The 25,313-nt window shown below is 64.6% G+C and carries 22 protein-coding genes and 1 pseudogene; 14 read left to right on the top strand and 9 right to left on the bottom strand.

What is annotated here, in order from left to right:
* Positions 1–30 precede the first annotated feature (30 nt).
* Positions 31–1,383, top strand: coding sequence for an ABC transporter substrate-binding protein (locus HDC95_RS11990; RefSeq protein WP_259063752.1), 1,353 nt, complete (start codon positions 31–33; stop codon positions 1,381–1,383).
* A 601-nt stretch (positions 1,384–1,984) separates the two neighbouring features.
* Here the strand turns inward: HDC95_RS11990 and HDC95_RS11980 are convergent.
* The 3 genes from HDC95_RS11980 to HDC95_RS11970 are packed head-to-tail and all read right to left on the bottom strand — an operon-like array spanning position 1,985 to position 4,169.
* Positions 1,985–2,314 (bottom strand): L-rhamnose mutarotase, encoded by a 330-nt coding sequence (locus tag HDC95_RS11980; RefSeq protein ID WP_259063751.1) that lies wholly within the window; start codon positions 2,312–2,314, stop codon positions 1,985–1,987.
* A 17-nt stretch (positions 2,315–2,331) separates the two neighbouring features.
* A complete protein-coding gene (locus HDC95_RS11975; RefSeq protein ID WP_259063750.1) occupies positions 2,332–3,297 on the bottom strand; it encodes an aldo/keto reductase in 966 nt (321 codons plus the stop codon).
* The gene (locus tag HDC95_RS11970) at positions 3,297–4,169 is read right to left on the bottom strand and encodes an amidohydrolase (RefSeq protein WP_259063748.1); all 873 of its coding nucleotides are present in this window, start codon (positions 4,167–4,169) and stop codon (positions 3,297–3,299) included. The genes HDC95_RS11975 and HDC95_RS11970 overlap by 1 nt, the downstream gene beginning before the upstream one ends.
* Positions 4,170–4,218: 49 nt before the next feature.
* Between HDC95_RS11970 and HDC95_RS11965 the strand changes: the two genes are divergently transcribed.
* Positions 4,219–4,959: a FadR/GntR family transcriptional regulator gene (locus HDC95_RS11965; RefSeq protein ID WP_259063747.1), complete on the top strand. Its 741-nt coding sequence runs from the start codon at positions 4,219–4,221 to the stop codon at positions 4,957–4,959.
* On the opposite strand, the gene HDC95_RS11960 is transcribed toward HDC95_RS11965, so the two are convergent.
* The 3 genes from HDC95_RS11960 to HDC95_RS11950 all read right to left on the bottom strand — a co-directional run bounded on the left by HDC95_RS11960 (position 4,923) and on the right by HDC95_RS11950 (position 9,313).
* Positions 4,923–6,257, bottom strand: a complete 1,335-nt coding sequence (locus HDC95_RS11960) for an L-fuconate dehydratase (protein ID WP_259063745.1) — start codon at positions 6,255–6,257, stop codon at positions 4,923–4,925. The two genes, HDC95_RS11965 and HDC95_RS11960, sit on opposite strands and share 37 nt — an antisense overlap.
* A gap of 87 nt (positions 6,258–6,344) precedes the next feature.
* Positions 6,345–7,880 carry an alpha-L-fucosidase gene (locus HDC95_RS11955; protein ID WP_259063744.1) on the bottom strand — a complete coding sequence of 512 codons (1,536 nt, stop codon included), beginning with the start codon at positions 7,878–7,880 and terminating at the stop codon, positions 6,345–6,347.
* The gene (locus HDC95_RS11950; protein ID WP_259063743.1) at positions 7,877–9,313 is read right to left on the bottom strand and encodes a sulfatase; all 1,437 of its coding nucleotides are present in this window, start codon (positions 9,311–9,313) and stop codon (positions 7,877–7,879) included. Before HDC95_RS11950 ends, HDC95_RS11955 begins: the two co-directional genes overlap by 4 nt.
* 191 nt (positions 9,314–9,504) lie before the next feature.
* On the opposite strand from HDC95_RS11950, the gene HDC95_RS11945 reads away from it, so the two are divergent.
* The 5 genes from HDC95_RS11945 (at position 9,505) to HDC95_RS11925 (ending at position 14,354) form a co-directional block, all read left to right on the top strand.
* Positions 9,505–10,839, top strand: coding sequence for a sugar ABC transporter substrate-binding protein (locus tag HDC95_RS11945; RefSeq protein ID WP_259063742.1), 1,335 nt, complete (start codon positions 9,505–9,507; stop codon positions 10,837–10,839).
* A gap of 52 nt (positions 10,840–10,891) precedes the next feature.
* Entirely contained in the window at positions 10,892–11,842 is a 951-nt protein-coding gene (locus HDC95_RS11940) for a carbohydrate ABC transporter permease (RefSeq protein ID WP_259063741.1), read from the top strand.
* Positions 11,843–11,933: 91 nt separating this feature from the next.
* On the top strand, positions 11,934–12,737 hold the full coding sequence (locus HDC95_RS11935) for a carbohydrate ABC transporter permease (protein ID WP_259063740.1): 804 nt from the start codon (positions 11,934–11,936) through the stop codon (positions 12,735–12,737).
* Between the two features lie 204 nt (positions 12,738–12,941).
* Positions 12,942–13,955, top strand: a complete 1,014-nt coding sequence (locus HDC95_RS11930) for a LacI family DNA-binding transcriptional regulator (protein WP_259063739.1) — start codon at positions 12,942–12,944, stop codon at positions 13,953–13,955.
* 183 nt (positions 13,956–14,138) lie between these two features.
* The gene (locus tag HDC95_RS11925) at positions 14,139–14,354 is read left to right on the top strand and encodes a PLD nuclease N-terminal domain-containing protein (RefSeq protein WP_259063738.1); all 216 of its coding nucleotides are present in this window, start codon (positions 14,139–14,141) and stop codon (positions 14,352–14,354) included.
* Positions 14,355–14,566: 212 nt separating this feature from the next.
* Here HDC95_RS11925 and HDC95_RS16915 read toward each other — a convergent pair.
* Positions 14,567–14,689 (bottom strand): annotated as a pseudogene (locus tag HDC95_RS16915) (transposase); the annotation flags it as partial.
* A gap of 186 nt (positions 14,690–14,875) precedes the next feature.
* Here HDC95_RS16915 and HDC95_RS11915 point away from each other — a divergent pair.
* From HDC95_RS11915 to HDC95_RS11895, 5 genes are read left to right on the top strand one after another with little or no spacing between them, the layout of a single operon-like run.
* Positions 14,876–16,045, top strand: a complete 1,170-nt coding sequence (locus tag HDC95_RS11915; protein WP_259063737.1) for a CaiB/BaiF CoA-transferase family protein — start codon at positions 14,876–14,878, stop codon at positions 16,043–16,045.
* The gene (locus HDC95_RS11910) at positions 16,042–17,181 is read left to right on the top strand and encodes an extracellular solute-binding protein (protein WP_259063736.1); all 1,140 of its coding nucleotides are present in this window, start codon (positions 16,042–16,044) and stop codon (positions 17,179–17,181) included. The genes HDC95_RS11915 and HDC95_RS11910 overlap by 4 nt, the downstream gene beginning before the upstream one ends.
* A 44-nt stretch (positions 17,182–17,225) precedes the next feature.
* Complete coding sequence (locus HDC95_RS11905; RefSeq protein ID WP_396652700.1) at positions 17,226–17,636, top strand: MaoC family dehydratase; 411 nt, start codon at positions 17,226–17,228, stop codon at positions 17,634–17,636.
* The gene (locus tag HDC95_RS11900; RefSeq protein WP_259063734.1) at positions 17,633–18,517 is read left to right on the top strand and encodes an amidohydrolase; all 885 of its coding nucleotides are present in this window, start codon (positions 17,633–17,635) and stop codon (positions 18,515–18,517) included. The genes HDC95_RS11905 and HDC95_RS11900 overlap by 4 nt, the downstream gene beginning before the upstream one ends.
* A complete protein-coding gene (locus tag HDC95_RS11895; RefSeq protein ID WP_259063733.1) occupies positions 18,514–19,605 on the top strand; it encodes a Gfo/Idh/MocA family protein in 1,092 nt (363 codons plus the stop codon). Before HDC95_RS11900 ends, HDC95_RS11895 begins: the two co-directional genes overlap by 4 nt.
* A gap of 136 nt (positions 19,606–19,741) precedes the next feature.
* Here the strand turns inward: HDC95_RS11895 and HDC95_RS11890 are convergent, their stop codons facing one another.
* Positions 19,742–20,752 carry a sugar-binding transcriptional regulator gene (locus tag HDC95_RS11890; RefSeq protein ID WP_259063732.1) on the bottom strand — a complete coding sequence of 337 codons (1,011 nt, stop codon included), beginning with the start codon at positions 20,750–20,752 and terminating at the stop codon, positions 19,742–19,744.
* A 199-nt stretch (positions 20,753–20,951) separates the two neighbouring features.
* Entirely contained in the window at positions 20,952–21,284 is a 333-nt protein-coding gene (locus tag HDC95_RS11885) for a hypothetical protein (RefSeq protein ID WP_259063730.1), read from the bottom strand.
* A gap of 223 nt (positions 21,285–21,507) precedes the next feature.
* On the opposite strand from HDC95_RS11885, the gene HDC95_RS11880 reads away from it, so the two are divergent.
* Positions 21,508–23,628, top strand: a complete 2,121-nt coding sequence (locus HDC95_RS11880; RefSeq protein WP_259063729.1) for an alpha-L-fucosidase — start codon at positions 21,508–21,510, stop codon at positions 23,626–23,628.
* A gap of 355 nt (positions 23,629–23,983) precedes the next feature.
* Entirely contained in the window at positions 23,984–25,291 is a 1,308-nt protein-coding gene (locus HDC95_RS11875) for an ABC transporter substrate-binding protein (RefSeq protein ID WP_259063728.1), read from the top strand.
* Positions 25,292–25,313 lie beyond the last annotated feature (22 nt).

Genomic DNA, 25,313 nt, shown 5'->3' with positions numbered 1-25,313 from the left:
GAAAGGACACACAGCGATATGTATGTCAGGATGAAGCGAACAGCGCGGACGCTCGGCGCGGTAGCGGCGGCGGCACTGGTGATGGGCGGAGTCGCAGCCTGCGCGGCCGAAGACGGCGCCGCAGGTGGGAATGGATCCTCGTCCGACGAGGCGGCGGACATGTCACAGCTCGATGCCGCGCTCGAAGAGGGCGGCAAGATCACCTACTGGGGGTGGGCCCCGTGGACTCAGGAGCAGGTCGATGCGTTCGAAGCGGAATACCCGAATGTCACGGTCGACTTCGTCAACACCACCTCTGCCGGGGACCACAATGTGAAGTTGCAGAACGCGATCACGGCGGGTAACGGCGCACCCGACGCGGTGCAACTCGAGTACCAGTCCTTCCCGCAGTTCGTGCTGCCGGGTCAGCTCGCAGATCTCTCCGCACTGGGGATGGGCGAACTCGAGGATGATTTCACCGCATCGACGTGGAGCCAGGTCTCTGCTGACGGCGTTCTGCGAGGGTTGCCGCAAGATTCGGGTCCGATGGCGATGTTCTACAACGCCCGAGTATTCGACGAGGCGGGCCTGGATGTGCCTGCCACGTGGGATGACTATCTGGCGGCGGCTGCGGCGCTCAAGGAGGACGGCTCCTTTATCACCAATGATGATGGCGGCTATTCCGGGCTGGGTCTCGGCATGATCTGGCAGGCCGGGGGGCAGCCGTTCGCCGCCGAGGGCGAGAGCGTGAGCATCGACCTTCAGGACGAGGGCTCGCAGCGCTGGGCGGACATGTGGACACAGCTGCTGCAGGCTGACGAGCTTGCGATGATCCCGGGCGGTACGGAGGAGTGGGGCAAAGCACTGAGTGACGGGACGATCGCGACGGTCGTCGCCGGTGGGTGGTTTGCCGGCCTGCTGTCGGGCGCCGCGCCTGAGGGCGCGGGAGACTGGCGAGTCGCACCCATGCCGACATACGACGGTGGTGACCCCGTGAGTGCCGAACAAGGGGGGAGCGGGCAGGCCGTCCTCGAGGTGAGCGAGAACAAGGCGCTCGCGGCGGCCTTCCTCCGCTGGTTGAACACAAGCGACACCTCCGTGGGGATTGTGATGAAATCGGGCGGCTTCCCGACGACGCGGGCTCAGCTCGAGGACCCCGCCTTCCTTGAGACCGAATCGGAGTACTTCGGCGGCCAGAAGGTGAATGAAGTCCTCGCCGCGGCAGCGGAGAGCGTGCCTGCCGGGTGGCAGTACCTGCCGTGGCAGGCGTACGCCAACTCGATCTACGCAGACACCGTCGGCCAGGTCTTCCTCGACGGGGACGAGATCAACGATGGTCTGATCGCCTGGCAGGAGGAGAACGTCGCCTACGGCATAGACCAGGGGTTCAGCGTCAACGAGTAACCGCATCTGTCTGGCCCTGGGCGCCCGTCGCTGTGCCCAGGGCCAGCCCTGTTCAGAGAACCTGGAATCGGACTTCGACGACGTCGACTGGCGCTCTCGCGATCCACGACAGTATGACCCTCGACGCATCGTCCGTGCAGCGCTGCTTGAGGAGGATTCGTCCACGACTCGTCCGTCTTCCGATCTGCGACGGGCGGTTGCAGGCAGATTGCGTCCCGCGCTCCCGGCGGCGATGATGCAGAAGAACGCGGTGCCGTCCAGTCTGTCAGCGTCTTTCCCAGTCGTGGACGATCAGCGAAGTCTGTCCGAATCGACGGAGGATCCGAAGGGGCCGGTCATATCGCACCACTTGACTCGAGATCGCGGTGACGCGCTCGTGCCGGAGCGCCAGGCCCTACCGACCCGGTGCCTGCAACTCCGACCGAGCTCACCTCGCGGTAACGTCGCATCGACGCTCATATCGCCGCAGATTCAACACCGTCGACCACCGTGCGAATCCGTGAGAGCTGTCTCGCTGGTGGTGCTCCGGCCATGCTGCTGAACCGGTTGGTGGAGGATTCTCCCTCCAGAGCGCTTCTACCCGCTCGGCATGGGATATGGCTCAATCGAGGTGGAACACCTCGGGGAGGGCCATCCACCACTCACCCTCAGCGCGCTCGATGAACGGCTGCTGCATGGGGTTCATGATCTCCCACCACCGCTGCGTTTCCGGGTCGGCGGCAATCGCCGCCATGTCGGCGTCGTAGTCGTCGCCTATGTACTCGAGGTAGCTGAAGAGAGTCGTCCCGTGGCGGAAGATCGAGTAGTTCGACATGTGACTCTCGGTCAGTCGACGGAGCACACCCGGCCAGACCTCACGGTGGTAGCGCTCGTACTCGTCGATGCGGTCCGGGTCGAGCTGGATCACGGCGGCGATGCGGCGGGTGTTCATCGGTCCCCTCCCATTGGTCATATGTCGATGAGGTGCCGGGCGCGCAGCTCGTCCCACAGTGCCTCGGGTACGTCCCGGGCGCACCGCTGCACATTGCTCTGCGCTTGTGAACCGTTGCGCGCGCCCAGGACAACAGAGATCACCTGCGGGTCCCGCAGACAGTACGCCACGGCCGCGGTAGGGAGGTCCACGTCGAAATGCTCGCAGACATCGGCGATCCGGTTCGCTCGTTCGATCATCGACGTGGGCGCCGGACCATATTCGAACTGCCCATCGGCGGCGGGGCGGGCTCGACTGAGCAGACCGGAGTTGTACACGCCGGCCGCGACGATCGACGTCGCGGTCTCGGCAGCAGCGGGGAACAGCCGGTCGCGCGCGCTGTCGTCCAGAAGCGTGAACCGCCCGGCGATCATCACCAGGTCGAGGGCTCCCGAACGTGTCAGTTCCGCCGCCGTGCGCGCGTCCTTGGTGCCGAGGCCGATGGCTCCCACGGTGCCCTCGTCGCGGAGCGCGGCCATAGCAGGGATCGCGTTGTCAAGGGCGTCACGCTCGTGGCCCTCCGGATCGTGGAGGTAGAGGATGTCGACGCGATCGGTGCCGAGCCGCATGAGGCTCGACTCGAGGCTCCGACGGATACCGTCACGGGAGTAGTCCCGCACACGGCGAAGGCCGGCCGGGACGGCGAACCCTTCGTCGTCTCTGCGGTGCGCCGTCTCGGGGGAAGGTTCGAGAAGCCGACCGACCTTCGTCGAGAGAAGATACTCCTCGCGCGGGAACTCACTGAGGATGCGGCCGGCGCGCGCTTCAGAAAGCCCGAGGCCGTAGTGGGGCGCTGTGTCGTAGTAGCGCACGCCGGCATCCCATGAGGTGCGCACCGCCCCCTCCGCCTCGGCGTCGGTGGTTACGCGTCCCATGTTCCCGAGTTGGGACAGGCCCAGGCCGAGCCGCGTGATCCGCTGGACGGTCTCGTTCGTGCCGCCCATCAGCCGATGTCCATTCCGACGGCATTCCGTGGGGCTCGGGGTGCCAGCCCGTACACATCCGCCGCCGTCTGAAAGAGCACCGCCTCTCGCTCGTCGTCCCGGAGGTGGAGGAGGCACTGCGAGATGCCATTCCATACCCGGCGGTAGCCGCCTGCGCGGACCGAGATCGGCCAGTCACCGCCGTACATCAGGCGCTCGGGGCCGAACACCTCCAGCGCGTGGTCGACGATGGGTTGCAGGTCGTCAGGCGTCCACGCAGCGGGGCGTGATTCGTTGTACAGGCCCGACAGCTTCGCAGCGGTGAGGGGGTTCGCGGCGACGGTTCGAATCGCCTTGCGCCACTCGCCGAGGTCTCCTCCCACGGGGGGCTTACCGAGATGATCGACGACGAGTCGGAGTCCCGGATGCCTTTCGGACACGGTCGTGAGGTTGCGCAGGTGACGCGAGGAGGTCGCGACGACGTCGAACGGCAGCCCGAGGGCTTCCAGGATTCCGAGGCCCTCGTCGAAGGCTTCCGTCAGCATCCAGTCCGGGTCCGGATGGTGGTGGATCAGATTGCGCACACCGACCACTCGGTTGTGGCGCGTGGTGGGATCCAGGTCGTGGGCGAGCTGGACCGGGTCCGACACGGGGGAGTACGTCACGATCCCGAGCACCTCGGGGTGGGCGTCCGCCGCGCGCTCCATCAGCCGGGCGTCATCGGGGTCGTCCGACGCCTCGACGAGGACGCATCCTTTTACCCCGACCTCGCGATGCAGGGGAAGTGCCTCATCGAGTGCGAAGGCGCGGTCGATGAGGTGGAGGTCAGGGGTGAGCCACGGGTACGACGCCTGTGCGGGGTCCCAGATGTGCTGATGGGCGTCGATGACCATGACGTTCTCCAATCTCGGTCGAGATCCGACTCGACCGTACAATGGTCAGATGACTGAGGAAACGGTGCGCGCGAGTCGCTCGCAGACGGATGTCGTCGTGGACGGCATCAAGGGCATGATCCTGGCCGGCGACCTTCGGCCAGGGGATCGCCTTCCGATCGAACGGGATCTGGCGGAGCGGCTCGATGTCTCGCGCGGGCCCCTGCGGGAGGGGGTGCGTGCCCTGTGCATCATGGGCGTCCTGGCAACCAGGCAGGGTGACGGGACGTACGTCACCTCTCTCGATCCCGGGTTGCTTTTGGCCCCCATGAGCTTCCTCGTCGACCTGCAGAGCCCCGACGGGGTGCGCCACCTGCAGGCGGTCCGCCGGGTGCTCGAGGCCGAAGCCGTCTTCCAGGCGACGCTGCACATCGACGACGGCGCGCTGGCCGAGGCGTCGAAGCTTCTGCGCGATGCCGGTGCTCTGCTCGACGAGCCGGCCGCCGACCATGAAGCGTTCATGGAGGCCGACATCGCCTTCCACCGCCTCATCGCGAGAGCCTCCGGCAACCCCGCACTCGAGGGAATGATTGACGCGCTCGCCGGGCGCACTATCCGAGCTCGACTCTGGCGTGCGATCAGCGAAGAGGGCGCGGAAGCTCGCACGCACGCCGATCACATGTCGATCTTCGCCGCGATGCGGCGGCGGGACCCGGATGCCGCACGAATACGGATGTCGGCCCACTTGCTCGGCGTCGAGGATTTCCTGATCGATCACGACGAGAGCGACGCCATCTCCCGGCTCTCCTGAAGCCTGGCGCTCCACCGCGGTCCGTCGGGGTAGGTGTACTCCGCGACAGAGGCGGCGTGCATCTGGGCGCTGTAGCCGGGCTGCGAGGGGAGCCGGTAGGCACCGTTCTCCACGATGCAGGGGTCGACGAAGTGTTCGTGGAGGTGGTCGACGAACTCGGTGACGCGGTTCTCGAGGGTTCCGGAGACGGCGACGTAGTCGAACACTGACAGGTGCTGGACGAGTTCGCACAGACCGACGCCGCCTGCGTGAGGGCAGACCGGCACGTCGAACTTCTTGGCCATGAGGTACACCGCGAGGATTTCGTTGATGCTCGCCAGCCGGGCCGAGTCGAGCTGGCAGAAATCGATCGCTTCGGCCTGGAACATCTGCTTGAACAGCACTCGGTTCATGCCGTGCTCACCGGTGGCGACACCGATGGGGGCGACGGCGCGGCGTACGGCGGCGTGGCCGAGCACGTCATCGGGGCTGGTGGGCTCTTCGATCCACAGCGGTTTGAACTCCGCCAACCGCTGCACCCACTCGATGGCCTCCGGCACATCCCACACCTGGTTCGCGTCGATCATGAGCGTGGCATCCCACCCGATGACCTCCCGCGCGATCGAGCAGCGCCGGATGTCGTCGTCGATGTCCGCTCCTACCTTCAGCTTCACGTGCCGATACCCGTCGTCGACGGCTTCTTTCAGCAGCGTCCGGAGGCGGTCGTCTTCGAATCCCAGCCATCCCGCGCTCGTCGTGTAGCACGGGTACCCGGTGCGCTCCAGCTCGGCGACGCGGGCAGCGCGCGTCGGAGCCATGTCCTCGAGCATGCGCAACGCCTCGTCGGGAGTGAGAGCGTCGGTGATGTACTGGAAGTCGGTGATCGAGACGAGCTCGGCGGGCGACATATCGGCCAGCAGTCGCCACAGCGGCTTCCCGGCCGCCCGTGCGGCCAGGTCCCACACGGCATTCATCACAGCCGCCGTGGCGAGGTGGATCACGCCCTTCTCGGGCCCGAGCCAGCGAAGCTGCGAGTCGGTCTTGAACTCGCGGTACACACCGCCGAGATCGCCGATGACCTCGGCCACCGACCGCCCGATCAGCGGCGCCGCACGGCGCTCTGCGGCGAGGACGCACACATCGTTGCCTCGTCCGATCGTAAAAGTGAAGCCGTAGCCGGCCAGTGTCGGGTCGTCCGTCTCGAGCACGACATACGCAGCGGAGTAGTCCCCATCTTTGTTCATCGCGTCGGAGCCGTGTAGCTCGTCGGATGTAGGGAATCGAACGTCGCTGACGCGTACCCCGGTAATAATCGTCATATCTCTACTCCTGTATTCTGGCTTTCAGCGCGCATTTTCATGCGTAAACACATAATGCCTCTGATCTATGATACATAGATCAGATCTTTACTGACCTTCGATGACGGGTGGGATTCGGCCGGCATCCGGATCTCTGGGGAAACGAAGGCGGACCACCGGAACCGCGGCCGCATCGTCGGGCAACGTTACGTGGACTCCCTCGTGGTCCTGTCGCCACTCGACGTCCTGCGCGGATGCCATCGACCGAATGCGTTCCACCGGCAACGAGTGGGGAGCGCCCAGTGCCAGCGATGTGATCGTCACCGTCTCGCCACCCGCCGCACCGAGGAAAATGGCGTAGAGGTCGCCGCGCGCAGTGGTGAAACGGATGTCCTCACGCACGTACGGGTCACGGGAGACATCGTTGAACGTCCCCGGAACGATCCGCGTCGGCCCTTCTCCCGCAACATGCCACGGGGTGGTGCCGTAGATGGCTTCGCCGTTCGCGTGGAGCCAATCTCCTACTTCCGTCAGGATGCGCTGCTCGTCGTCGGGGATGCGGCCGGTGGCATCGGGCCCGACATTGAGCAAGAGGGCCCCGTTCTTGCTGACCACGTCCGCCAGATCGGCGATCAGGTCGCGCGGGCGCTTGTAGTCGTGACCGTCGACGAACCCCCACGAGTTTTTCGACACGGCGGTGTCGTTCTGCCAGAAGCGATCGGAAATGCCCTCTGTCTGTCCGCGCTCGACGTCGAGGACGGCAGCGCCGGGGGCGAAGGCGTCGAACTTGTAATTGATCGCCACCTGCCGGCCCCACTCATGAGCCCGGTTGTAGTAGAACGCGGCGAGTCGGCGCAGATACGGTTCGAAAGCGGGCTGCTCGATCCACCAGTCGAACCAGAGCAGCAGGGGGCGGTATCGATCGATGATCTCCGCCGTGCGGATGAGCCAATCCTCGAGAAATGCCTCGTCGGGCTGGAGGGCGTCCGGGGCCGCGGGGCCGTAGAGCGATCGCGTCGGGCCGGGGGTCAGGACGTCGCTGTCGATTCCGGCACCGCCCTGGAAGAACCACCAGTTCTCCGCACGATGGGACGAGGCGCCGAAGCTCAACGACTGCCGTGCGGCCGCTGTCGCCAGCTCGCCGAGCACATCCCGCTTCGGGCCCATTGTCGAAGCACGCCACGGCGTGAACGAGCAGTCGTACATCGCGAAGCCGTCGTGGTGCTCGGCGACGGGCACGACGAATCGCGCACCCGCTCGTCGGAACAACCGCATCCACTCATCGGGGTCGAAGGACTCTCCCGTCAGCTCGGGGATGAACTTCTCGTAGCCGTGCTCATCGACGGGGCCATATCGCTCCACGTGGTGACGGTGTGTCTCGGTCCACGACAGGTACATCTTTCGGCCGTACCAGTCGCCTCCGCCCATCTCTCCGAAGCTGGCATCGCAGTGAGCGGGCACGGCGAAAACACCCCAGTGGATGAAGATTCCGAACTTTCCCTCGCGATACCAGCGGGGGACGGGCACATCCTGCAGGCTCTCCCACGTGTCGTCGTACGGCCCGGCTGCGATGACCTGGGCGATGGTCTCGAGGTAGTCGCGGTGAGCGGGAGTATCGAAGTCGCCCAAGCGCGGCGACGTCATGACAGACCCGCCGGGATCGGCTGGCGGGAGTCTGGCTGATCGCCCACGCGGGCCTGTGCCTTCCACAGGTCGCGAGTGAGTCGGTCTCGCGTCTCGAGATAGGCGGGATCGTGGTAGACGTTTCGCAGTTCGTCGGGGTCCCGCTCGAGGTCGTACAGCTCCCACTCCCCGCTGTAGACAAAGTTGGTGGTGCCGGGCAGGTCGTATCCGTCGTTGTAGTAGTAGATGAGCTTGTACTGCGCATCGCGCCAGCCGTAGTGGCCGGGGGTGTTGTGGCTCACGTCGCCGTGCTCCCAATAGCGGTAGTACATGCCCTCCGCCGGCGCATCCGGTTCACGGGTGCGGGAGGTCGGTGCGAGGTCGGGCCAGAAGCTCCGTCCCTGCATGCGTCGGTGGGGTGGGACGTCGGCGGCCTCGAGGATGCTGCGTGCGAAGTCGACGTTCGTAACGATGCCGTCGTGCACTCGCCCGGACGGAATCTCGCGAGGATAGCTGACCAGCAGCGGCATTCGGATGGAGGGGTCGAACATGAGGCGCTTGTCGAACCAGCCATGATCCCCGAGGAAGAAGCCTTGGTCGGAGGAGTACATCAGGAGGGTGTCGTCCAGGTCGCCGCGATCTCGAAGCCACGACGTGAGCCGGCCGACGTTATCGTCGACCGATGCCACGCACCGAAGGTAGTCCTCCATGTAGCGCTGGTACTTCCACAGCGACTCCTCCTCATAGGTCAGGCCTTCGGGAGGGTCGACCTTCAGGTCATTGCGGTCGAGGTGATCGGCGACGCGCATGGCGGTGCGGCGAACCGAGCTTGTGCGCGTGTCGTAGTCATCGTGGTACGTGTCCGGCACCGGAATCGGGTCGGAGTACATCGCCGCGTGGGCCTCATCCGGTTCCCATGAGCGGTGCGGCGCCTTGTGCCACACGAGCATGCACCAGGGTGCGTCGCCGTCTTGTGCGTCGGCCCACTCGATCGCGAGGTCGGTGATGATGTCGGTGGCATACCCCTCGACGGTTCGCACCCCGGTCGGTGAGAGGAAACGAGGGTTGTGATACTCGCCCTGCCCGATGAGGACGTCCCAGTAGTCGAATCCTTCGGGGTTGTGGCCTTCGCCGTCTCCCATGTGCCACTTCCCGATCATGGCGGTGCGGTAGCCGGCCTCCCGCAGTCGCGAGATGAAGGTCGGCTGCGACGCATCGATCGGTGTGTAGAGCGTGCGAACACCGTTCACGTGCGAGTGCGTTCCGGTGAGGATGGACGCCCGCGACGGGGAGCACAGCGCGTTGGTGGCGAAGCAAGAGTCGAAACGCCACCCGCGCTCGGCGATGGCGTCGATATGCGGCGTGCGGTTCACGACGGATCCGTAGGCGCTCACGGCGTGCGCGGCATGGTCGTCGGTCAGGATCAGCACGATGTTCGGTCGACGCGAGGTCATCTTCGCTCCTCTTTCAGTAGGCCCCATTCATCATATGTCACCTCGCACTTTCTGGGCAAAGAGACAAAAAATGGGGCTCGCATTGCGTGCTGGGTCAGGAATGATATGATCTTCATCAACTGATGTGGTGGAGTATATGTCGCGCCGATCCATCTGATGGCCGCCGGGAGAGCTGGGCGGCGCATCACGATGTGGTCGAGCCCACGGGTATTGCTCGATCGCGGAATTTGTACCGAAAGGCGGCGATGGTCGCTTGCCTTTTCTCGAGGAAGAGAGACGTGATGGCACGAATCGTGCGTGGGGCTGCACTTGCTTTTGCGACTGCTACTGCGATGGCGCTTGCTGGCTGCAGCGGAGGCGGCGACGGTCCGGGTGACGGTGGTGAGGTCGAGGTTGATTGGTTCACGACGGCGGGCTCTGAGGCTGAGAAGGCGGTCTGGGAGGAAGTCGCCTCTATCGCGTCGGAGGAGAATGAGGGGCTGACGGTCTCGTTGTCGACGGCGGCGTGGCCGGACTATTGGACGAAGTTGCCGACGGTAATTCGGGGGAATGGTGCGCCGTGTGTCGCGTATTTCCAGATGGCTCGGTTGGCTCCGTTCGCTCCGAGCTTGATGCCGTTGGATGATGCAGCTCTGGAGACGGCGGGCATCGATACGAGTGAGTTTGATTCGAGCATCATCGACGCGATGAAGGTCGATGGTGAGCTGTACGCGATTCCGTATGACCTTGGCCCGTACATCATGTACTACAACAAGGATCTCTTCGAGTCTGCGGGTGCCCCGGTGCCGGAGGCCGGCTGGACGGTGGAGGACTTTGTCGAGGCGGGGAAAGCGGTCACGGGAGACGGCGTGTACGGCTTCTCGGTGTCGCAGAACGCGGAGCGGTTCAATGCGTGGCTTCCGACGTTGACGGGTGAGCTGCTTGTCAACGAGGACTACGAGCTCGATGCGGACAACGCCGATGTCGTGGAGGCTCTCGAGTGGTATGCGGGGCTGGTGGGAGATGAGCAGATCGCTTCGCCGGTTAGCTCATCGACGCAGGACCTTGAGCAGCAGGCTTTCCTCTCCGGCAATGCGGCGATGTACGTTGATGGCCCGTGGGCGATGGTGAACCTGAAGGAGAATGCACCGTTCGAGCTCGGCACGGTGACGATGCCGGTCGGGCCTGGCGGCGGCGGCACTGTCGTCGGGGGGTCGGGCTTCGCCATCACGAAGACCTGCGCGAACCCGGACGAGGCTTTGAAGGCTCTCGCGTCGATCACCGGCGCGGAAGCTGAGGAGTATCTGGGCGAGACGGGACGTGCGTTCCCTGCGCGAACGGCGCAGCAGCCGTCGTGGTATGGCAATGCGGTGCCGGATGCTGAGGAAACCCTCCCGGCTGCGCTCGAGTCGGGTATCGGCTACCGGGCAACGCCCACATGGGTTGAAGACGCCGTCCTCTGGCAGCAGGGAATCGTTGGAGTGCTCAACGGCGACTCTGACGCCGAGCAGTTCCTGACCGACTTCCAGGACAGCGCCGGCAGTTGAGCCACCGGGGGCCCGCAGACTGTGGGCCCCCGGGTTTCGAAACGGAGATGAGATGACTCTTCAAGACGTACGACAAGCCGACCCCACACGGGTCCCTCCCACGCAGACGAAACCCTCCGCGTCGCGGCGCAAGCGTCGCGGCGACGGGCTTGCCGCAGCAGGCTTCCTCGCGCCGATGTTGGGCGGCTTCGGGTTCTTCACCCTTTTGCCGATCTTGGCCGGGTTGGCGCTGGCTTTCATGGCCTGGCCGCTGCTGGGCGACCCGGAGTTTGTCGGTATCGACAATTTCGTGCGCCTTTTCACACAGGACAGCGCGTTTATTCAGTCGCTCGGGAACACGCTCGTGTTTGTGGTATTCCTGACCCCGCTGAATCTGGTGCTCTCGCTGTTGATGGCGACCTGGATATCTCCGCGGGTGAGATATGGAAACGGCCTCAGGGTTCTGTTCTTCATCCCCGTGGTGACCCCGATGGTCGCCAATGCGGCTGTGTGGCAACTGATGCTCATCCCCAACGGGCTAATCGACGCGACCTGGCGCGAATGGTTCGGCACGGCTGCACCGAACTTCCTCGGTGACCCGCAGTTCGCGATGGCATCGGTCATCGGGATGTCGTTGTGGCAGGGCTTCGGATACAACCTGATGATCTTCACGGCCGCCTTGAACGGTGTGCCGGACAACCTCCTCGAAGCAGCGTCTATCGATGGGGCGGGCCCGGTGCGAACGTTCTTCAGCATCCGCATCCCGCAGATCTCCCCGGCGATCTTTTTCGCGACGACGATGACGCTGATCTCATCGTTCCAGGTCTTTGCGCAACCGTACGTCCTGACCGGCGGTGGTCCGAACAACGCCACGACAACCCTCGCCATGCGCATGTATGACGAGGCCTTCTCTTTCCTCGACCTCGGGTACGCGTCGGCGATCGGTGTCGTCCTGTTCGGTTTGATCCTGCTTGTGAGCGCACTCCTTTTCGCGTCGCAAAGAAAGCTGGTCCACTATGAATGAAACGACTGTCGAGACGAGGACTCTGGTCGCGCCCGCAACAAAGCGACCGCGCCCCCGGCCAGTAGGGAGCAGCCAGAAGCCGCATCTGCGGGTGCTGTCGCGAATCGGTCTTTGGGCAGTCGCCGTCGTGTTCATGGTGCCCTTCGTGTGGATGATCGCCACATCCTTGAAGCCACCCGCCGATGTCTTCGCTTCCCCGCCTACGCTCGTCGGATCGGAGGTACGTTGGTCCAACTATGCCGAGGTATGGACGTACATCCCGTTCGGCCAGTACCTCTTCAACGGTTTCTTCGTCTCCATCCTCGGCACGGTGCTGGTACTCACCGTCTCCCTGCTGTCGGCGTACGCGTTTGCCCGACTCCGATTCCGGGGCCGCGACGGCATGTTCTTCATTTTCCTCGCGACCTTGATGGTGCCCGGGGAGGTCGTGGTCGTGCCGATGTACTTGTTCATGCAGCAGCTCGGCTGGGTGAACACCTATCAAGCGCTCATCATCCCGTTCGCCTTCAGCGCCTTCGGAACGTTCCTACTCCGTCAGGCACTCCTTGCCATCCCCTCCGAGCTCGAAGACGCCGCACGCATGGACGGAGCGAATCACATCCGCATCCTCTGGCAGATCATGACACCGATGGTCGCCCCCACCCTGGCCGTGCTTACCGTTTTCACCTTCATCAACTACTGGAACAACTTCCTGTGGCCGCTGATCATCGTCAACGGTCCCGAATACGCCACCGTTCCTCTCGGACTCAACTACTTCCTCGGCCAAGGCGGCGCGCAATGGCAACTCATCATGGCGGCATCCGCAATCTCCATGATCCCCACCGCGCTTCTCGCCATCGTGCTCCAACGCTTCCTCGTAAAGGGAATCAGCATGACAGGACTCGGCGGTCGATAAAGCAGACGCGCGATCACCACGCATCCGGACCTCGTGACACGGGGGACGTGAAGAATGAACGAGCGGCCCGTCACAGTTGTCGCCGATTTGATCTTCGCGACCACGACCGTGAGGCGTCCGACGCAGCGATTTCATTCCCACACTTCACCGGCGCGGATGCACGTTGTTGGGGCTACTTCGGTTCGCGACAATAGCATTGGTCGCATGGCCACATTGAGCGACGTTGCTGCGGCGGCTGGCGTCTCCACCTCCGCGGTGTCGCGCGTCCTGTCGGGCGCGCCCGAGACGCGAGTAAGCGCAGCAACTCGTCAACGCATCGTCGACGCGGCGCGGCAGCTTGGCTACAGGCCCAACTTCGCTGCGCGGGCGCTCAAACTGGCACGCACGAACGTGGTTGCTGTCATCGTCCCGGATCTTACCAACGCGTTGTTCGCGGAACTGATGGCCGGCGTGGAGGACCAAGCCGCTCGGCTCGGCTACATGGTTCTTCTGGCGAGCGCGGAGCGACTTGCCGGGGAGCGCGACGCGATCCCGAATCTCCTCCGTGAGGGTCGTGTCGACGGCATCGTCATTCAGCCGCGGGATGCAGCGAGCTCATCGGAGCTCGAATCCGTTGCGGACTCCGACTTGCCGGTGGTGCTGGTGAACTCGCAAGTCGTTGGTCACCGCGGGTCGGTTCTCTTGGACGACGGTCACGGAATCGAGGTTGCAACGCGCCATCTTGTCGAGCTGGGACATCGGCGCATCGCATATCTGGGGGGCGAACCGCGCTCGCAGTCCGCCCAGCGCCGGCGGCGGGGGTTTGTTTCAGCCATGGAGGCTCTGGGGCTAGCGATCGACCCGGCGATTATGACCGGCCTCGGCTACCGGCCAGAGGACGGTGCCTCGGCGCTGGACGCGGTCATGGAGTGCAACGATCCGCCGACCGGCGTTGTGGTCGCCAATGTCAATGCCGCCTTGGGGGCGCTGCTCTCCGCACGCCGTCGACGAATCAAGGTGCCAGAGGACATTTCGATCGTGGCTCTCCACGACAGCTGGACGGCCGAGACAGCGTGGCCGCCGCTCACGACTATTCGGATGCCGCTGCGAGACCTCGGGGCGGCCGCGATATCGATGATCGACAGAAGGATTGTCTCGGGAGTGGGCGACGACATCGTCGTAGCGGACCATGCGCCGACGCTCGTCCTCCGCGAGTCCACGGCGTCAGCAGCGGGATGATCTTGCCACGGTCTTGCACCACCCAGTGATCCGGGGGTGCCCCTATGTTTTTCGTCAAGTCGAGAAAGCACGTGGGGTGGCGGCTGGACGCGGCGTCTGTAGGCTCAAGGCCTGGACGAGCAGAATCCTCTGATTCCGGCGGGGTATGACGTCGCGTGGTCGGTAGTCACTGTTGCCGCTGTTGTGCTCATCGTCGTCGGGGTGATCTCGCTCGCCCTTTCCGCTCGGGGGCTCACGTCACTGCAGGCGTTGATTTGGGTTCTTTTCGTTCTGTTCGTGCCGGTCTTCGGTTCGATTGCGTGGATGGCAGTAGGACGTAGGACCGCTTCACTGATGATCAGAGACGAGTCTGTTTCCCCTCAGCGAGTTCGCTCTTCAGGCCGCCTCGACGACGACTGACAGGTGATCGGTGGGCTGGTAGCGGGTTCCGTCGCGGAGCATGGCGTGGACGACATCAGATCTGCGACGGGCAAGAGCCAGTAACGCTGGTTGCGACGTTTGCCTTGGCTGATCTTGCGGTCCTGGCAGGCCACTCTCGACTCTTGCGGGGAGTGCGCTTCAGCATTCGCGTAGCGATCCGCTTCTCGCCCGCGACGCGCAGTTCGGCCGATGATGGCCCGCGCTGCAGCAGACATGGGGCGGGCGGTTTCCGGGATGATTGCCGCGTCGCGTGCGTCGGTCTTGGCCTCGCCCGGGTGCAGGTCTGCGATGCGCCGCATTACCAGTCCGGCCAGCTAGCCGACCTCCACAAATGATGCCCGCCGACATCAGCGATGATGGTCGGTTGCTTGATGTCGAAGCAATGGCGCATTACGCTAGAGCAAACGATTGAGCAACGATGTACGCGATGTACGCGATGTGCGCGTTGGCTGCCGCTCAACGCCATTGGTGGCGTTGGCAGGAGAGAGTAAGGGATATCCATGACCGAATCCAAGGAGTTGCCGCTCGCCGGTCTACTCGTGCTCGACTTCAGCCAGTTTCTCGCCGGCCCGGTAGCTGCCTTGCGCCTGGCTGACCTTGGCGCACGGGTGATCAAGGTGGAACGGCCGGTATCTGGCGATATTGGCCGCACGCTCGCGTTCGCGGGGCGCGAGATCGACGGAGACACCGTCTCGTTCCATGCGATGAATCGGAACAAGCAGTCGATTACAGCTGACTTGAAAGACCCGGTCGACCTCGAGTACGTGAAGATGCTCGTGCGGCGCGCGGACGTACTCATTCAGAACTTCCGGCCCGGCGTGATGGAGCGAATCGGACTCGACTACGCAGCGGTCAAAGCGATCAACCCCCGCATAATCTACGCCAGCGCGACCGGTTACGGCACGACGGGTCCCTGGAGGGACCGCCCTGGGCAGGATCTGCTGGCGCAATCGTTGTCGGGGCTCCCGTGGCTCAATGGTTCGCGAGAAGATGGACCGGTTCCCGTCGGCCTGTCGGTGGCCGACCATCTGCTCAGCTGTCACATCGCACAGGGTGTGACTGCGATGCTCGTCCACCGCTTCCGCACCGGCGAGGGAGGGCTGGTCGAATCCAGCCTGCTCGAGTCGATGCTCGACCTCCAGTTCGAGCTACTGAGTACCCGCTTGAACGACGCGACCGTCGAGGTTCGTCGCGGAGGGCGACACTCCGCCAACGCCTTCCTTTCCGCCCCGTACGGAACGTACCCGACGAAGGACGGGTACATCGCGCTCGCGATGAATCCGTTACCGAAGATCGGGGCGCTCCTCGGTCTGTCCGAACTCGGGGCCATCCACAGTCCAGAAGAGGCGTGGACGCGCCAGGCCGAGATCGAGCAGATGCTGGCAGACCTGTTCGCCACCAATACGACCGACCACTGGTTGGAGACTCTCGACGCCGCCGACGTGTGGTGCGGACCCGTGCTTACGCTCGAGGAATTGCTCGCGTCGGAGGGCTTCGCAGCGATCCAGATGACGCAACAGGTCGAGCGCAACTCTGCTCAGATCCTCACGACGCGCTCGCCGATCCGGTTGAATGGCCAGCCGCTCTCCAATCGCAAGGCAGCGCCGCGGTTGGGTGAGGACAACGACGCCGTGCGCGACGAGTTCGCGCGTGAGGAGGTCGGCGCATGACGACGGTGCTCCACGGGACCACGTGGGAACACGAACGCGGCTATGGCAGTGTCGTGGCTGCGGCGGAGGCCTACCGACGAGTACGCCCCGACGTGGAGGTCATATGGCAGTATCGGTCGCTGCTGGACTTCGGCGACAAAGGCCTCGATCAATTGGTCGACGGTGTGGATCTGCTCGTCATCGATCACCCCCACATCCCCTTCGCGGCGGAGGACGGGTTCCTCCTCCCCCTTGACGGTGCTGGACATGACGATGAGCTCGATGTGCTGAACGAGCTGTCGGTGGGCCCATCGCACCGCTCGTATCAGCACCTCGGTCGCCAGTGGGGTCTTGCAAGCGACGCCGCCGCCCAGGTCGCGGCCTGGCGGCCGGACCTCATCGACGCACCACCCTGCACCTGGGATGATGTGTTCGCCCTGGCCGATGAAGGCCGGGTGCTGTGGCCGGGCAAGCCGGTCGACGCGTATTCGAGTCTGCTGACGGTGGCAGCCAGCCACGGGGCGCCGGCGTTCTCCGAGCCCGACGTCTTCCTGACACGCGAGGACGGGCGGGCGGCCCTCGAGCTGCTGCGACGCCTGGCCGCCGCGGTGCCGCCGGACAACCTCTCACTCAACCCGATTCAGGTGGCAGACCTGCTCACGGACGGCGAGCGATTCGCCTACAGCCCGTTGCTGTTCGGATACACGAACTACTCCAGAAGAGGTTTCCGGCAGCATCGGCTCGCGTACTCCGGCATTCCCGCGGGGTCACACGGCATGCGCGGCTCGCTGCTCGGGGGAGCCGGAGTCGCGGTCTCAGCGCGGACGATGAACGCCCAGGCCGCTATCGACCACGCGTTCTGGCTCGCGTCGGCGCCAGTCCAGGAAGGCGTCTACTTCGACGGCGGCGGTCAGCCGGGGAACGCTATCGCGTGGGACTCCGGTCGCACGAATGAGATCGCCTGGGACTTCTTCCGCGCTACTCGCGCGACTTTGGAGTCGGCCTACGTCCGACCCCGTCACCGCAACTACCCCGAGCTTCAAAACGAGCTCGGCGCGATGATCACCGAGACCGTTGCAGGCACGCGGGATATCGACGACACCATTGACCGGTGCAACCTCCTCACCGCGCGCGTGCTGGACGGTGTGACGTGCTGACGGCGGACCGTTGGTGGGAAGACCACCGAGTGGGTGAGCGTCGCGTGACCGTCGGTCGGACGATCACCGAGGCCGACATCGTGCTGCACGCCGGGCAGACGGGGGACTTCTTTCCGCACCACATGGACGCGGCGTGGATGGCCACGCAGCCGGCGGGCCAGCGCATCGCCCACGGGACGCTCACGCTGTCGATCGCCGTCGGGATGACTGCCGGTGACATTAATCCGCAATCGATGAGCTACGGGTATGACCGCATCCGCTTCATCAATCCGGTCTTCATCGGCGACACCATCAGCGTCTCCGCGGAGATCACAGAGATGACGGAGTATCCACGCAAGCCCGAGCAGTTCGGGTATCTTCACGAACTGGTCACCGTCACCAACCAACGGGGGGAAACGGTGATGGTGCTCACCCACCTGTATCTGGTCAACCGACGAGTGGTGGAGGTAGCGTGACGTTCCCGGTGATCGATGCCCATCAGCATGTCTGGGACCCACGGCGCGCGCACTACGCTTGGCTGCCCAACGAGGCGGCCGAGCTCGATCGACCGATCTACTTCGACGAGCTGCGCCACGAACTCCGCAACGTCGGCGTCGATTTCACCGTGCAGGTCCAATCCGGCGATGTGCCGGAAGACACCGCACTCATGATCGAGTCGGCCGAGATGCACCCCGAGGTCGCAGGCATCGTCGGCTACGCGCCGGTCGACCGCCCGGATGCGTGCGCATCGACGATCGATCAGTGGCGCGGCAATCCGCTGATGGTGGGGGTGCGTACCCTCATCCACAATCAGCCCGACCCCGACTGGCTCCTGCGTCCCGATGTGGGTGAAGGTCTCTCCCTGCTCGCGCAGGCGGGCCTGACATTCGACATCGTGTCAGTGACGCCCCGCCACCTCGAGCACGTGCCGATACTCGCGGCGCGGCACCCAAACCTGTCCTTCGTGATCGACCACCTTTCCAAGCCCCCTGTGGGTCTCGCCGACCGCGAGCCATGGTGGACGCGGATCGCCGCGGCCGCGGACCACACCAATGTCTATGGCAAAGTGAGCGGCTTGTACTCGGCGACGCGCACACCCGGCGCATGGAGTACCGCGCAGATCGAGCCGTATTTTGAACGCGCGCTCGACCTGTTCGGCGCAGAACGGCTCATGTACGGCGGGGACTGGCCGATCTCCATTCCCGAAGGCGGCTACACCAGGGTGTGGGGAGGGCTGTGGCCACTGTTCGCTCAGCTCTCGGAACTCGATCGGGAATGGATCCTGGGCCGCACGGCTGCGACATTCTATGGGCTATCGCACGAGCGGCTCGGCCTCGACTCAGAGGCCGAAGCGTGAGCGGCTACCCCGAAACGTCGCCCGCCGACGCGTATGACCTCGCGCCTCCGCGTGTCCCTCGACCGATCGTCATCCTCGGTGCGGGCGGCATCGTTCGTGATGCCCACCTGCCTGCGTACCGCAAGGCGGGCTTCCCGGTGTGGGGCATCGTGAATCGCACGGTGGCCCGGGCGCAGGCGTTGGCGGACGAGTACGGAATCCCACGCGTGTTCGGCGCGGTCGCCGATGCCGTCCGCGCCGCCCCCGCCGATGCTGTATACGATCTCGCGCTCATGCCGGAGCAGTACGAGGAAGCGCTCGCACAGCTTCCGGATGGCGCCGCAGTGCTCATTCAGAAGCCACTGGGCCAGAATCTGCGCGACGGCCTCGCACTTCGCGAGCTGTGCCATCGTAAGGGCCTGGTTGCTGCAGTCAACACCCAGCTCCGATTCGCCCCGTACATTGCGGAGGCGCGCCGACTCATCGCCGCGGGAGCGATCGGCGAATTGCACGACTTCGAGGTGCGCGTGTCGGTGGACACCCCTTGGCACCTGTTCCCGAATGTGCTGGGCCTGGAGCGGCTGGAGATCAACTCGCATTCGGTGCACTACATCGATCTCATCCGTTCGTTCCTGGGTGACCCCGCGTCGGTCAGCGCGGTAACGGTGCGCAATCCGGGTAGGCCCGAGATCGCGAACACTCGGTCGCTGATTGTGCTCCACTACGACCGGCCGATCCGCGTGACAGTCAGCACGAACCACGATCACTCCTATGGGAGCGCGTACGAGGAGAGCTTCGTGAAGTGGGAGGGTACGCGGGGGTCGATCCGAGCACAGATGGGTCTGCTGCTGGACTACCCTCGCGGGGGAACTGATGCGCTTCAGATCGCTCTGCGCGAGGACTCCGGGCGTGGCTGGCGGGATGTGCCTTTCGAGGGATCGTGGTTTCCTGATGCGTTCGTCGGTTCGATGGGCGCGCTACAGCGCTATCTTGAAGGTTCCGCGTCATCGCTCCCCACGGCCGTCGACGATGTGATCCGTACCATGGCGGTCGTCGATGCCGCGCACGACGCACACGATCGCGGCGGAGTGGTTCCCGCCGCGACGTGACCAGTCTGCGCGGATGCCAGGCGGAAACGTGGGCGACCGTGGTGGCCGGCAGTGGCCTCATCGATGCTCCGTCCGGCCGCGCCGGCGAAGCCGATCATTGAGAAGAGCACGGTGTGGATGACGCAGTCGCCCGGCTTCAGCCAGGCGCTTGCGTTGATGCGGAGGCCTCCTCGATCAATGCCCGTGCCAGCGTCGTGTCGGCAACAAGTACCTGCGCACCCGTCGCGCGCAGTGCTCCCCGTGTCGCCTGGGCGCGGTAGTCGCCGAAGCCCGACAGGATGACAGGGGAGGCATCTCGCAGATTGTCGAGGGTGACCGCGATCACCCGGTCGTCGACGTCGCAGTTGACCGGTCGGCCTGCGGCGTCGAACAGCCTGCCCGCCACCTCTCCGACGGCGCCCCTCGCCCGAGCCTGGTCCGCCGATTCCCGCGGGACCGCGTCGAACAACTGAGACGTGCCCGGCTGCCAGGCTCCGATCGAGGCGACTGCGAGGTCGACGCGGGCGGCGTGGGCGAGTGTATTGGCGACCTCGGGGAGCGTTCGCAGCGATCGTGCGGTGGCGGCGTCGTGCACGATCATCGGTGCATAGATCGGGTGTGCGTGACCACCGGAGACGGCTGCCGTTTGACGGACGATCTCCACCGATCCCGAGTCCGCCCCCGGCACGTGGAGGTGGCCGGCCAGTTGAACGACGGTGCATGGCCGAAGCTGAGTGAGCTTTCGAGACATGCTGTCGAGGGTTCGGCTCCATGCCAGCCCGAGGGTGCTTCCCTCGACGACCTCCTCGCTCAACACTTCTGCAAGGGCTGCCCCGACCTGCTCGACCGCCATCGCATAGGAGTCCACCGAGGCGTTGACCACGACGGCCCGTTCGATCCCCAGTGCCTGTTGCAGCTGAGTACTCAGGGTGTCGTCCGCCTTTCCGGGGAGGCCGATCTCGATGCGTACCACACCGCTGCGCACCGCCTCCTGCGGGATCCGCCCGACCTGGAAGCGCGTCAGTCCGACCGCATCGGCGATGTCGACTTTCGACTTGTTGTCGACGTAGTACTGGTTCGCGACATCGACAGCGAGCCGGAAGTCCTCGTCAGACCATTGCTCCGAATTGGCGACGTTCGGACTCTCGGAGCGCTTCTGGCTCAACATTCAGAACGACTATGACATCGAGACCGAGCACGACGAGCACGATGCTGACCTCGCACGAGTCGAGCGCCTCATCCCCGCCTGACTTTCGACTGGGGCCCGGCGAGGCCGTCGCGCCGTTCTGAGTCGGGGCGTTTCGTCTCGCTTCGCTCGCTCAAGGACCGTGTGTGCGCAGGGGGACGTTTTGTCTCGCTCCGCGCGCTCAACGAACGGGTGTGGTCGTTATGACGGCATCGACTGCTGCTCGGGGCGACGGCGCCCTCGCTATCGCGACCGACGTTCTCGGGTCGTTCCGAAGCAGACGCGTGGTGTCGGCCGGGTCTTGTGGCCCGAGTGTCTCGGCGTTCTGTGTCGGCGGATCGTCAGCGCTCGTCGTGACGTCGCCGAGGTGTGAAGCCGACGCCGAATCATGTGATCCGAGGGTGCAGAATCCGACTCCGACGAGGCTGTTTCGGGTGGACAAGCTCCATGCGCCGAGCAGCAGCCATCCGACGCCGAGGATGCACATGGTCGTGCCCGAGGCCGCGCGCGTCATCGGGCCGGGTCGTCTGATCGGGCGCACTGGATCTTCTTCGGTTTCTTCCCAATGAGCGGGGCGCTGGCCAAGGCGACAGCGATACCTGCCGCCCCGAGCCCGAAGGCCATGGCAGTGACCGACTCGTCCGAACTCCGACCGGCCTCCGTGGCGGTGCACCATTGAGAAATGCACCTTGAGCAAACGATTGACCTAAGACGAGATCCAGGTTATGGTCGGGATTGTGACATTGACCAACGCCGATCTCACGCCGCTCCGGCTCGCTGCCGACCTCGGAGTCTGGGCGCATCCCGCACTGGCCGCCGCGCCCCCCCGTTCGCGGCGCAAGATCCACCTTGACTTCCATAACACGCCTCATGTAGGCGCAGTGGCGCATGAGTTCGATGCCGAGACCTTCGCGCATCAGCTCACGGCGGCTCAGGTCGACTCGATCGTTCTGTTCGCGAAGGACATGCACGGCTACTTCTACTATCCGTCACAATACGGACCCGTGCACCCGGGATTGAGCGGTCGCGATCTGCTCGGCGAGCAGATCGCCGCCTGCCGGGCGGCGGGCATCGCTGTGTACGTTTACTACTGCACGACGTGGGACAACTACCTCGCAGAGCGGCACCCCGAGTGGCTGTGCTTCACGCGAGAGCGGCGTAGCTACCTGCCCCGATTCGACGAGACTCCGGCCTGGACCGCGCTGTGCCTGAGCAATGGCGACTTCGTTCAACTCATGCTCGACCACACCACGGAGATCCTGGAGCGCTACCAGCCCGATGGGATCTGGTACGACATGCCGATGACCAATCCCGACGGCGAGTGCTTCTGTGTGAACTGCCTCGACGCGATCCGAGACAGTGGCAACGACCCGCTCGACATAGACGTGCAGCGCGCACGAGCCCAGATGCTCTTGCAGGGATGGCTTGAGGCCTCCAAGCGTCACATCGAGGTGATCCAGCCTGGCTGTCTGGTCGATCAGAACAACCAGACCCGGCTGGGCCTGGCCGATCGTGCTCCGTGGCTGTACAACGTCGAGATCGAGGCGCTGCCCACCGGCGGATGGGGGTACGGCTATTTCCCGCTCTCGGCTCGACTCGTGCGCGGAGCCGGAATTCCGTTCTGTGGCCAGACCGGCAGGTTTCATCGAGCGTGGGCGGACTTCGGTGGGCTGAAGTCCGCTTCGCAACTCCGACTCGAGACGGCCGCGATCGCCGCACTCGGTGCCGACGTCGCGATCGGTGATCAGCCCGGGCCATCGGGGCGCCTGGACGGTGAGGTGTACGACGTTGTAGGCGCGGCTTTCGGCGCACTCAAGCAGATTGATGATGCCCTGGTTGGGTCGGTCGGCGTTGCCGAGGCGGCGATCCTCGTGGAAGGCCTGATGCTGTCCGACCTCGCTCGGCCTGAGAGCCACGGTGGAGAACAATTGCCGATCTCCGCGCTTGCCGCAGCGAAGCTGCTCACGGAGGCGCACGTGCAGTTCGACGTCATCGAAGCTGGTACGGCACCGCTCGATCGATACCCCGTGCTGGTCATCGCCGAAGGTGCGGTTCTCTCGGACAAGACCATCGGGGAGGTCAGCGAGTACCTCGCGGGCGGCGGTCGCATCCTGCACGCGCTCCAGGCCGACGACGACGCGCCAAGGTATCCGTGGCTGCGGGCGCTGGGGCTCACGAGCAGTGAGCCGAGCCCGTTCGAGCCGGCATACGTCGTGTTCGACGACGCGCGGCCTGCGGGTGATCCCAGCTTCGAATACGCGCTGTACGACGGGGCGGCGCGATGGCAGGGTGAGTGGGCGGGCGAGATTGTCGCCACCCTCGCCGAGCCCGCGTTCCAGCGTTCACCGGCCCACTTCACCAGCCACGCCCAGTCCCCGGCGGCTGTTCGAACCGGGCTTCCGGTGGCGGTTCACGACGGGGGCGTCGGAGCGGTCGCCTTTCCCGTGGCTTCGAGCTATTTCCGGCACGGCTATCACGTGTATCGACGGCTGTTCGACACGATGCTCGATCGAGTGCTGCCCTCGCGCCTGCTACGGACAGGCGCAGGCCCCGCGCTGGAACTCTCGGCCACAGTCCAGCGAGGTGCCGACAATGACACAGCACGCTTGAATGTGCACGTTGTCAACTTTGCGGGCGGCAGTCGGCGCTCACCCGAACATCTCGAGTACTACGACACCGTGGTGCCTCGCGTGGACGTCGATGTCGATGTGCGAAGCGCCGTCGACCCGATTCGGGTCCAACTACGGCGCTCTGCCATCGAGGCCGAGTGGGAACGCGTTGACGACGCGATACGGATCACGGTGCCCAAGGTTCACATCGACGAGGTCATCTCCGTCGAATTCTCGACCCGAGCCTAAGGGGTCCCCGGTGTGGATCGCGCACTTGCGTTGCGATCGAACGACCTCACGACCAGGCGGGGCTCCGGCCCATCCTGCCCGTCGAACCCCGGCTGATCGCTCAGAGTCTGACAGCTGATTCAATCGGCTGCGCAGGTCGGCGATGGTTGCTTGTGCGGGGCGTGGTCTGCGGTCAAATTAACGACGGCCCGCAGATGCGAAACTATCTACGCGGTGCCTCGGACGGGATAGTCATCATATGATGAAGGCTGATTTGCGCGCCATAATGCCGAATAACTGCCTATCTTGCGTTACAACGCGAAAATGATATGATCAATCCTGCCTGCTGGATCATGCATACAAAGGAGTAGCAGCAATGATGAAACAACGACGCATTGGGGCCGCGGTCGCCGCGGGAGCCGCGTTGACTCTCGCCGTCGCGGGGTGCTCTGCACAGAGCGGCGGAGACGCCGGCAACGGCGAACCGGTCGAACTGGAATTCATGGCGTGGGTACCGGGTATCGAGAAGCCGATCGAGCTTTGGAACGAGCAGAATCCCGACATCCAGGTCAACTTCACCCGGATGCCCAACGGTGAAGAGACGAGCGTGAAGATCAGCTCGTCTGTCGCAGCAGGGAATGCGCCCTGCCTTGCTCAGCTTGCCGGCACGCTCACCGCGGGCTTCGTCGCCAACGGCTACCTCGAGGACCTCAGCGAGTACACCGCGGACATCGAAAGCCAGTTCCTGCCGTGGACATGGGCCGCCTACTCCTTCGGGGATGCGTCATACGGCATCCCCCAAGACACCGGCCCCATGGTGATGTACTACCGCACCGATGTCTACGAAGACCTCGGGCTCACCCCGCCCGCCACATGGGATGAGTATGCCGAACAGGCCGCCACCATCCACGAGGCAAATCCGGAGATGTATGGCGCGTTCATCGGAACCAACGATCCGAGTGGATTCGCGAGTTTTGCAGCGCAGAAGGGCACGGAGTGGACTTCTGTCGACGGTGAATCATGGCGGGTCGCTGTCGACTCGCCCGAGACAGTGGAGGTTGCCGAGTACTGGCAGGGCCTCTTGGATGACGGTGTCGCAACGGCCGGGCCCCGCTACGATCCCAGCTTCTTCAAGCTGCTGACCGATTCCACACTCGTGAACTATGTGGGTGCGGCATGGAACGCCGGGCTGATCTCCTCGAACGTCGCCGACCAGGCCGGCAACTGGGCCGTTGCCCAGATGCCCACGTGGGGTGACGGGGTGACTGCGAACAACGGTGGTAGTGCCGTCGGCGTCTTGAAGGGTTGCGATCACATCGAAGAGGCCGTCGAGTTCGCCACATGGCTGAACACGTCGGAGGAGTCCTGGAACTTCATGGCGAACCCTGATGAGGGAGGTAGCCTTTACCCCGCGGCCATCGACGCTCTCGAGTACCCGGTCTTCGACGAGCCCAACGAGTTCTTCGGCGGTCAGGTTCTCGGCGACGCCTTCGCCGAGTCGGCGAGCAGCGTGGAGGGCTACTGGGCATGGGGTCCCAGCGCGAACGAGACGCTGACCGCCTTCCGTGACGGGCTGGCCGATGTCTCGCAGGGCCGTTCCACGCTGCCGCAGATCGTAGACGACGCACAGACGGCGACCGTCGATGCCATGGAAGAGCGTGGGCTCTCCGTCGTCACCGACTGACCGCCTACGACTACTGAAGGAC

It is taken from the genome of Microbacterium sp. AK031 (assembly GCF_024807145.1).
Taxonomy (GTDB): Bacteria; Actinomycetota; Actinomycetes; order Actinomycetales; family Microbacteriaceae; genus Microbacterium.
Note: the sequence above shows the minus strand (reverse complement) of the source record. Positions and strands in the feature narration are given on the sequence as shown.

Coding starts and splice junctions, on each gene's coding strand:
- HDC95_RS11990 (WP_259063752.1), top strand. CDS start 31: ATGAAGCGAACAGCGCGGACGCTCGGCGCGGTAGCGGCGGCGGCACTG.
- HDC95_RS11980 (WP_259063751.1), bottom strand. CDS start 2,314: ATGAACACCCGCCGCATCGCCGCCGTGATCCAGCTCGACCCGGACCGC.
- HDC95_RS11975 (WP_259063750.1), bottom strand. CDS start 3,297: ATGGGCGGCACGAACGAGACCGTCCAGCGGATCACGCGGCTCGGCCTG.
- HDC95_RS11970 (WP_259063748.1), bottom strand. CDS start 4,169: ATGGTCATCGACGCCCATCAGCACATCTGGGACCCCGCACAGGCGTCG.
- HDC95_RS11965 (WP_259063747.1), top strand. CDS start 4,219: ATGACTGAGGAAACGGTGCGCGCGAGTCGCTCGCAGACGGATGTCGTC.
- HDC95_RS11960 (WP_259063745.1), bottom strand. CDS start 6,257: ATGACGATTATTACCGGGGTACGCGTCAGCGACGTTCGATTCCCTACA.
- HDC95_RS11955 (WP_259063744.1), bottom strand. CDS start 7,880: ATGACGTCGCCGCGCTTGGGCGACTTCGATACTCCCGCTCACCGCGAC.
- HDC95_RS11950 (WP_259063743.1), bottom strand. CDS start 9,313: ATGACCTCGCGTCGACCGAACATCGTGCTGATCCTGACCGACGACCAT.
- HDC95_RS11940 (WP_259063741.1), top strand. CDS start 10,892: ATGACTCTTCAAGACGTACGACAAGCCGACCCCACACGGGTCCCTCCC.
- HDC95_RS11930 (WP_259063739.1), top strand. CDS start 12,942: ATGGCCACATTGAGCGACGTTGCTGCGGCGGCTGGCGTCTCCACCTCC.
- HDC95_RS11915 (WP_259063737.1), top strand. CDS start 14,876: ATGACCGAATCCAAGGAGTTGCCGCTCGCCGGTCTACTCGTGCTCGAC.
- HDC95_RS11910 (WP_259063736.1), top strand. CDS start 16,042: ATGACGACGGTGCTCCACGGGACCACGTGGGAACACGAACGCGGCTAT.
- HDC95_RS11890 (WP_259063732.1), bottom strand. CDS start 20,752: ATGTTGAGCCAGAAGCGCTCCGAGAGTCCGAACGTCGCCAATTCGGAG.
- HDC95_RS11885 (WP_259063730.1), bottom strand. CDS start 21,284: ATGACGCGCGCGGCCTCGGGCACGACCATGTGCATCCTCGGCGTCGGA.
- HDC95_RS11875 (WP_259063728.1), top strand. CDS start 23,984: ATGATGAAACAACGACGCATTGGGGCCGCGGTCGCCGCGGGAGCCGCG.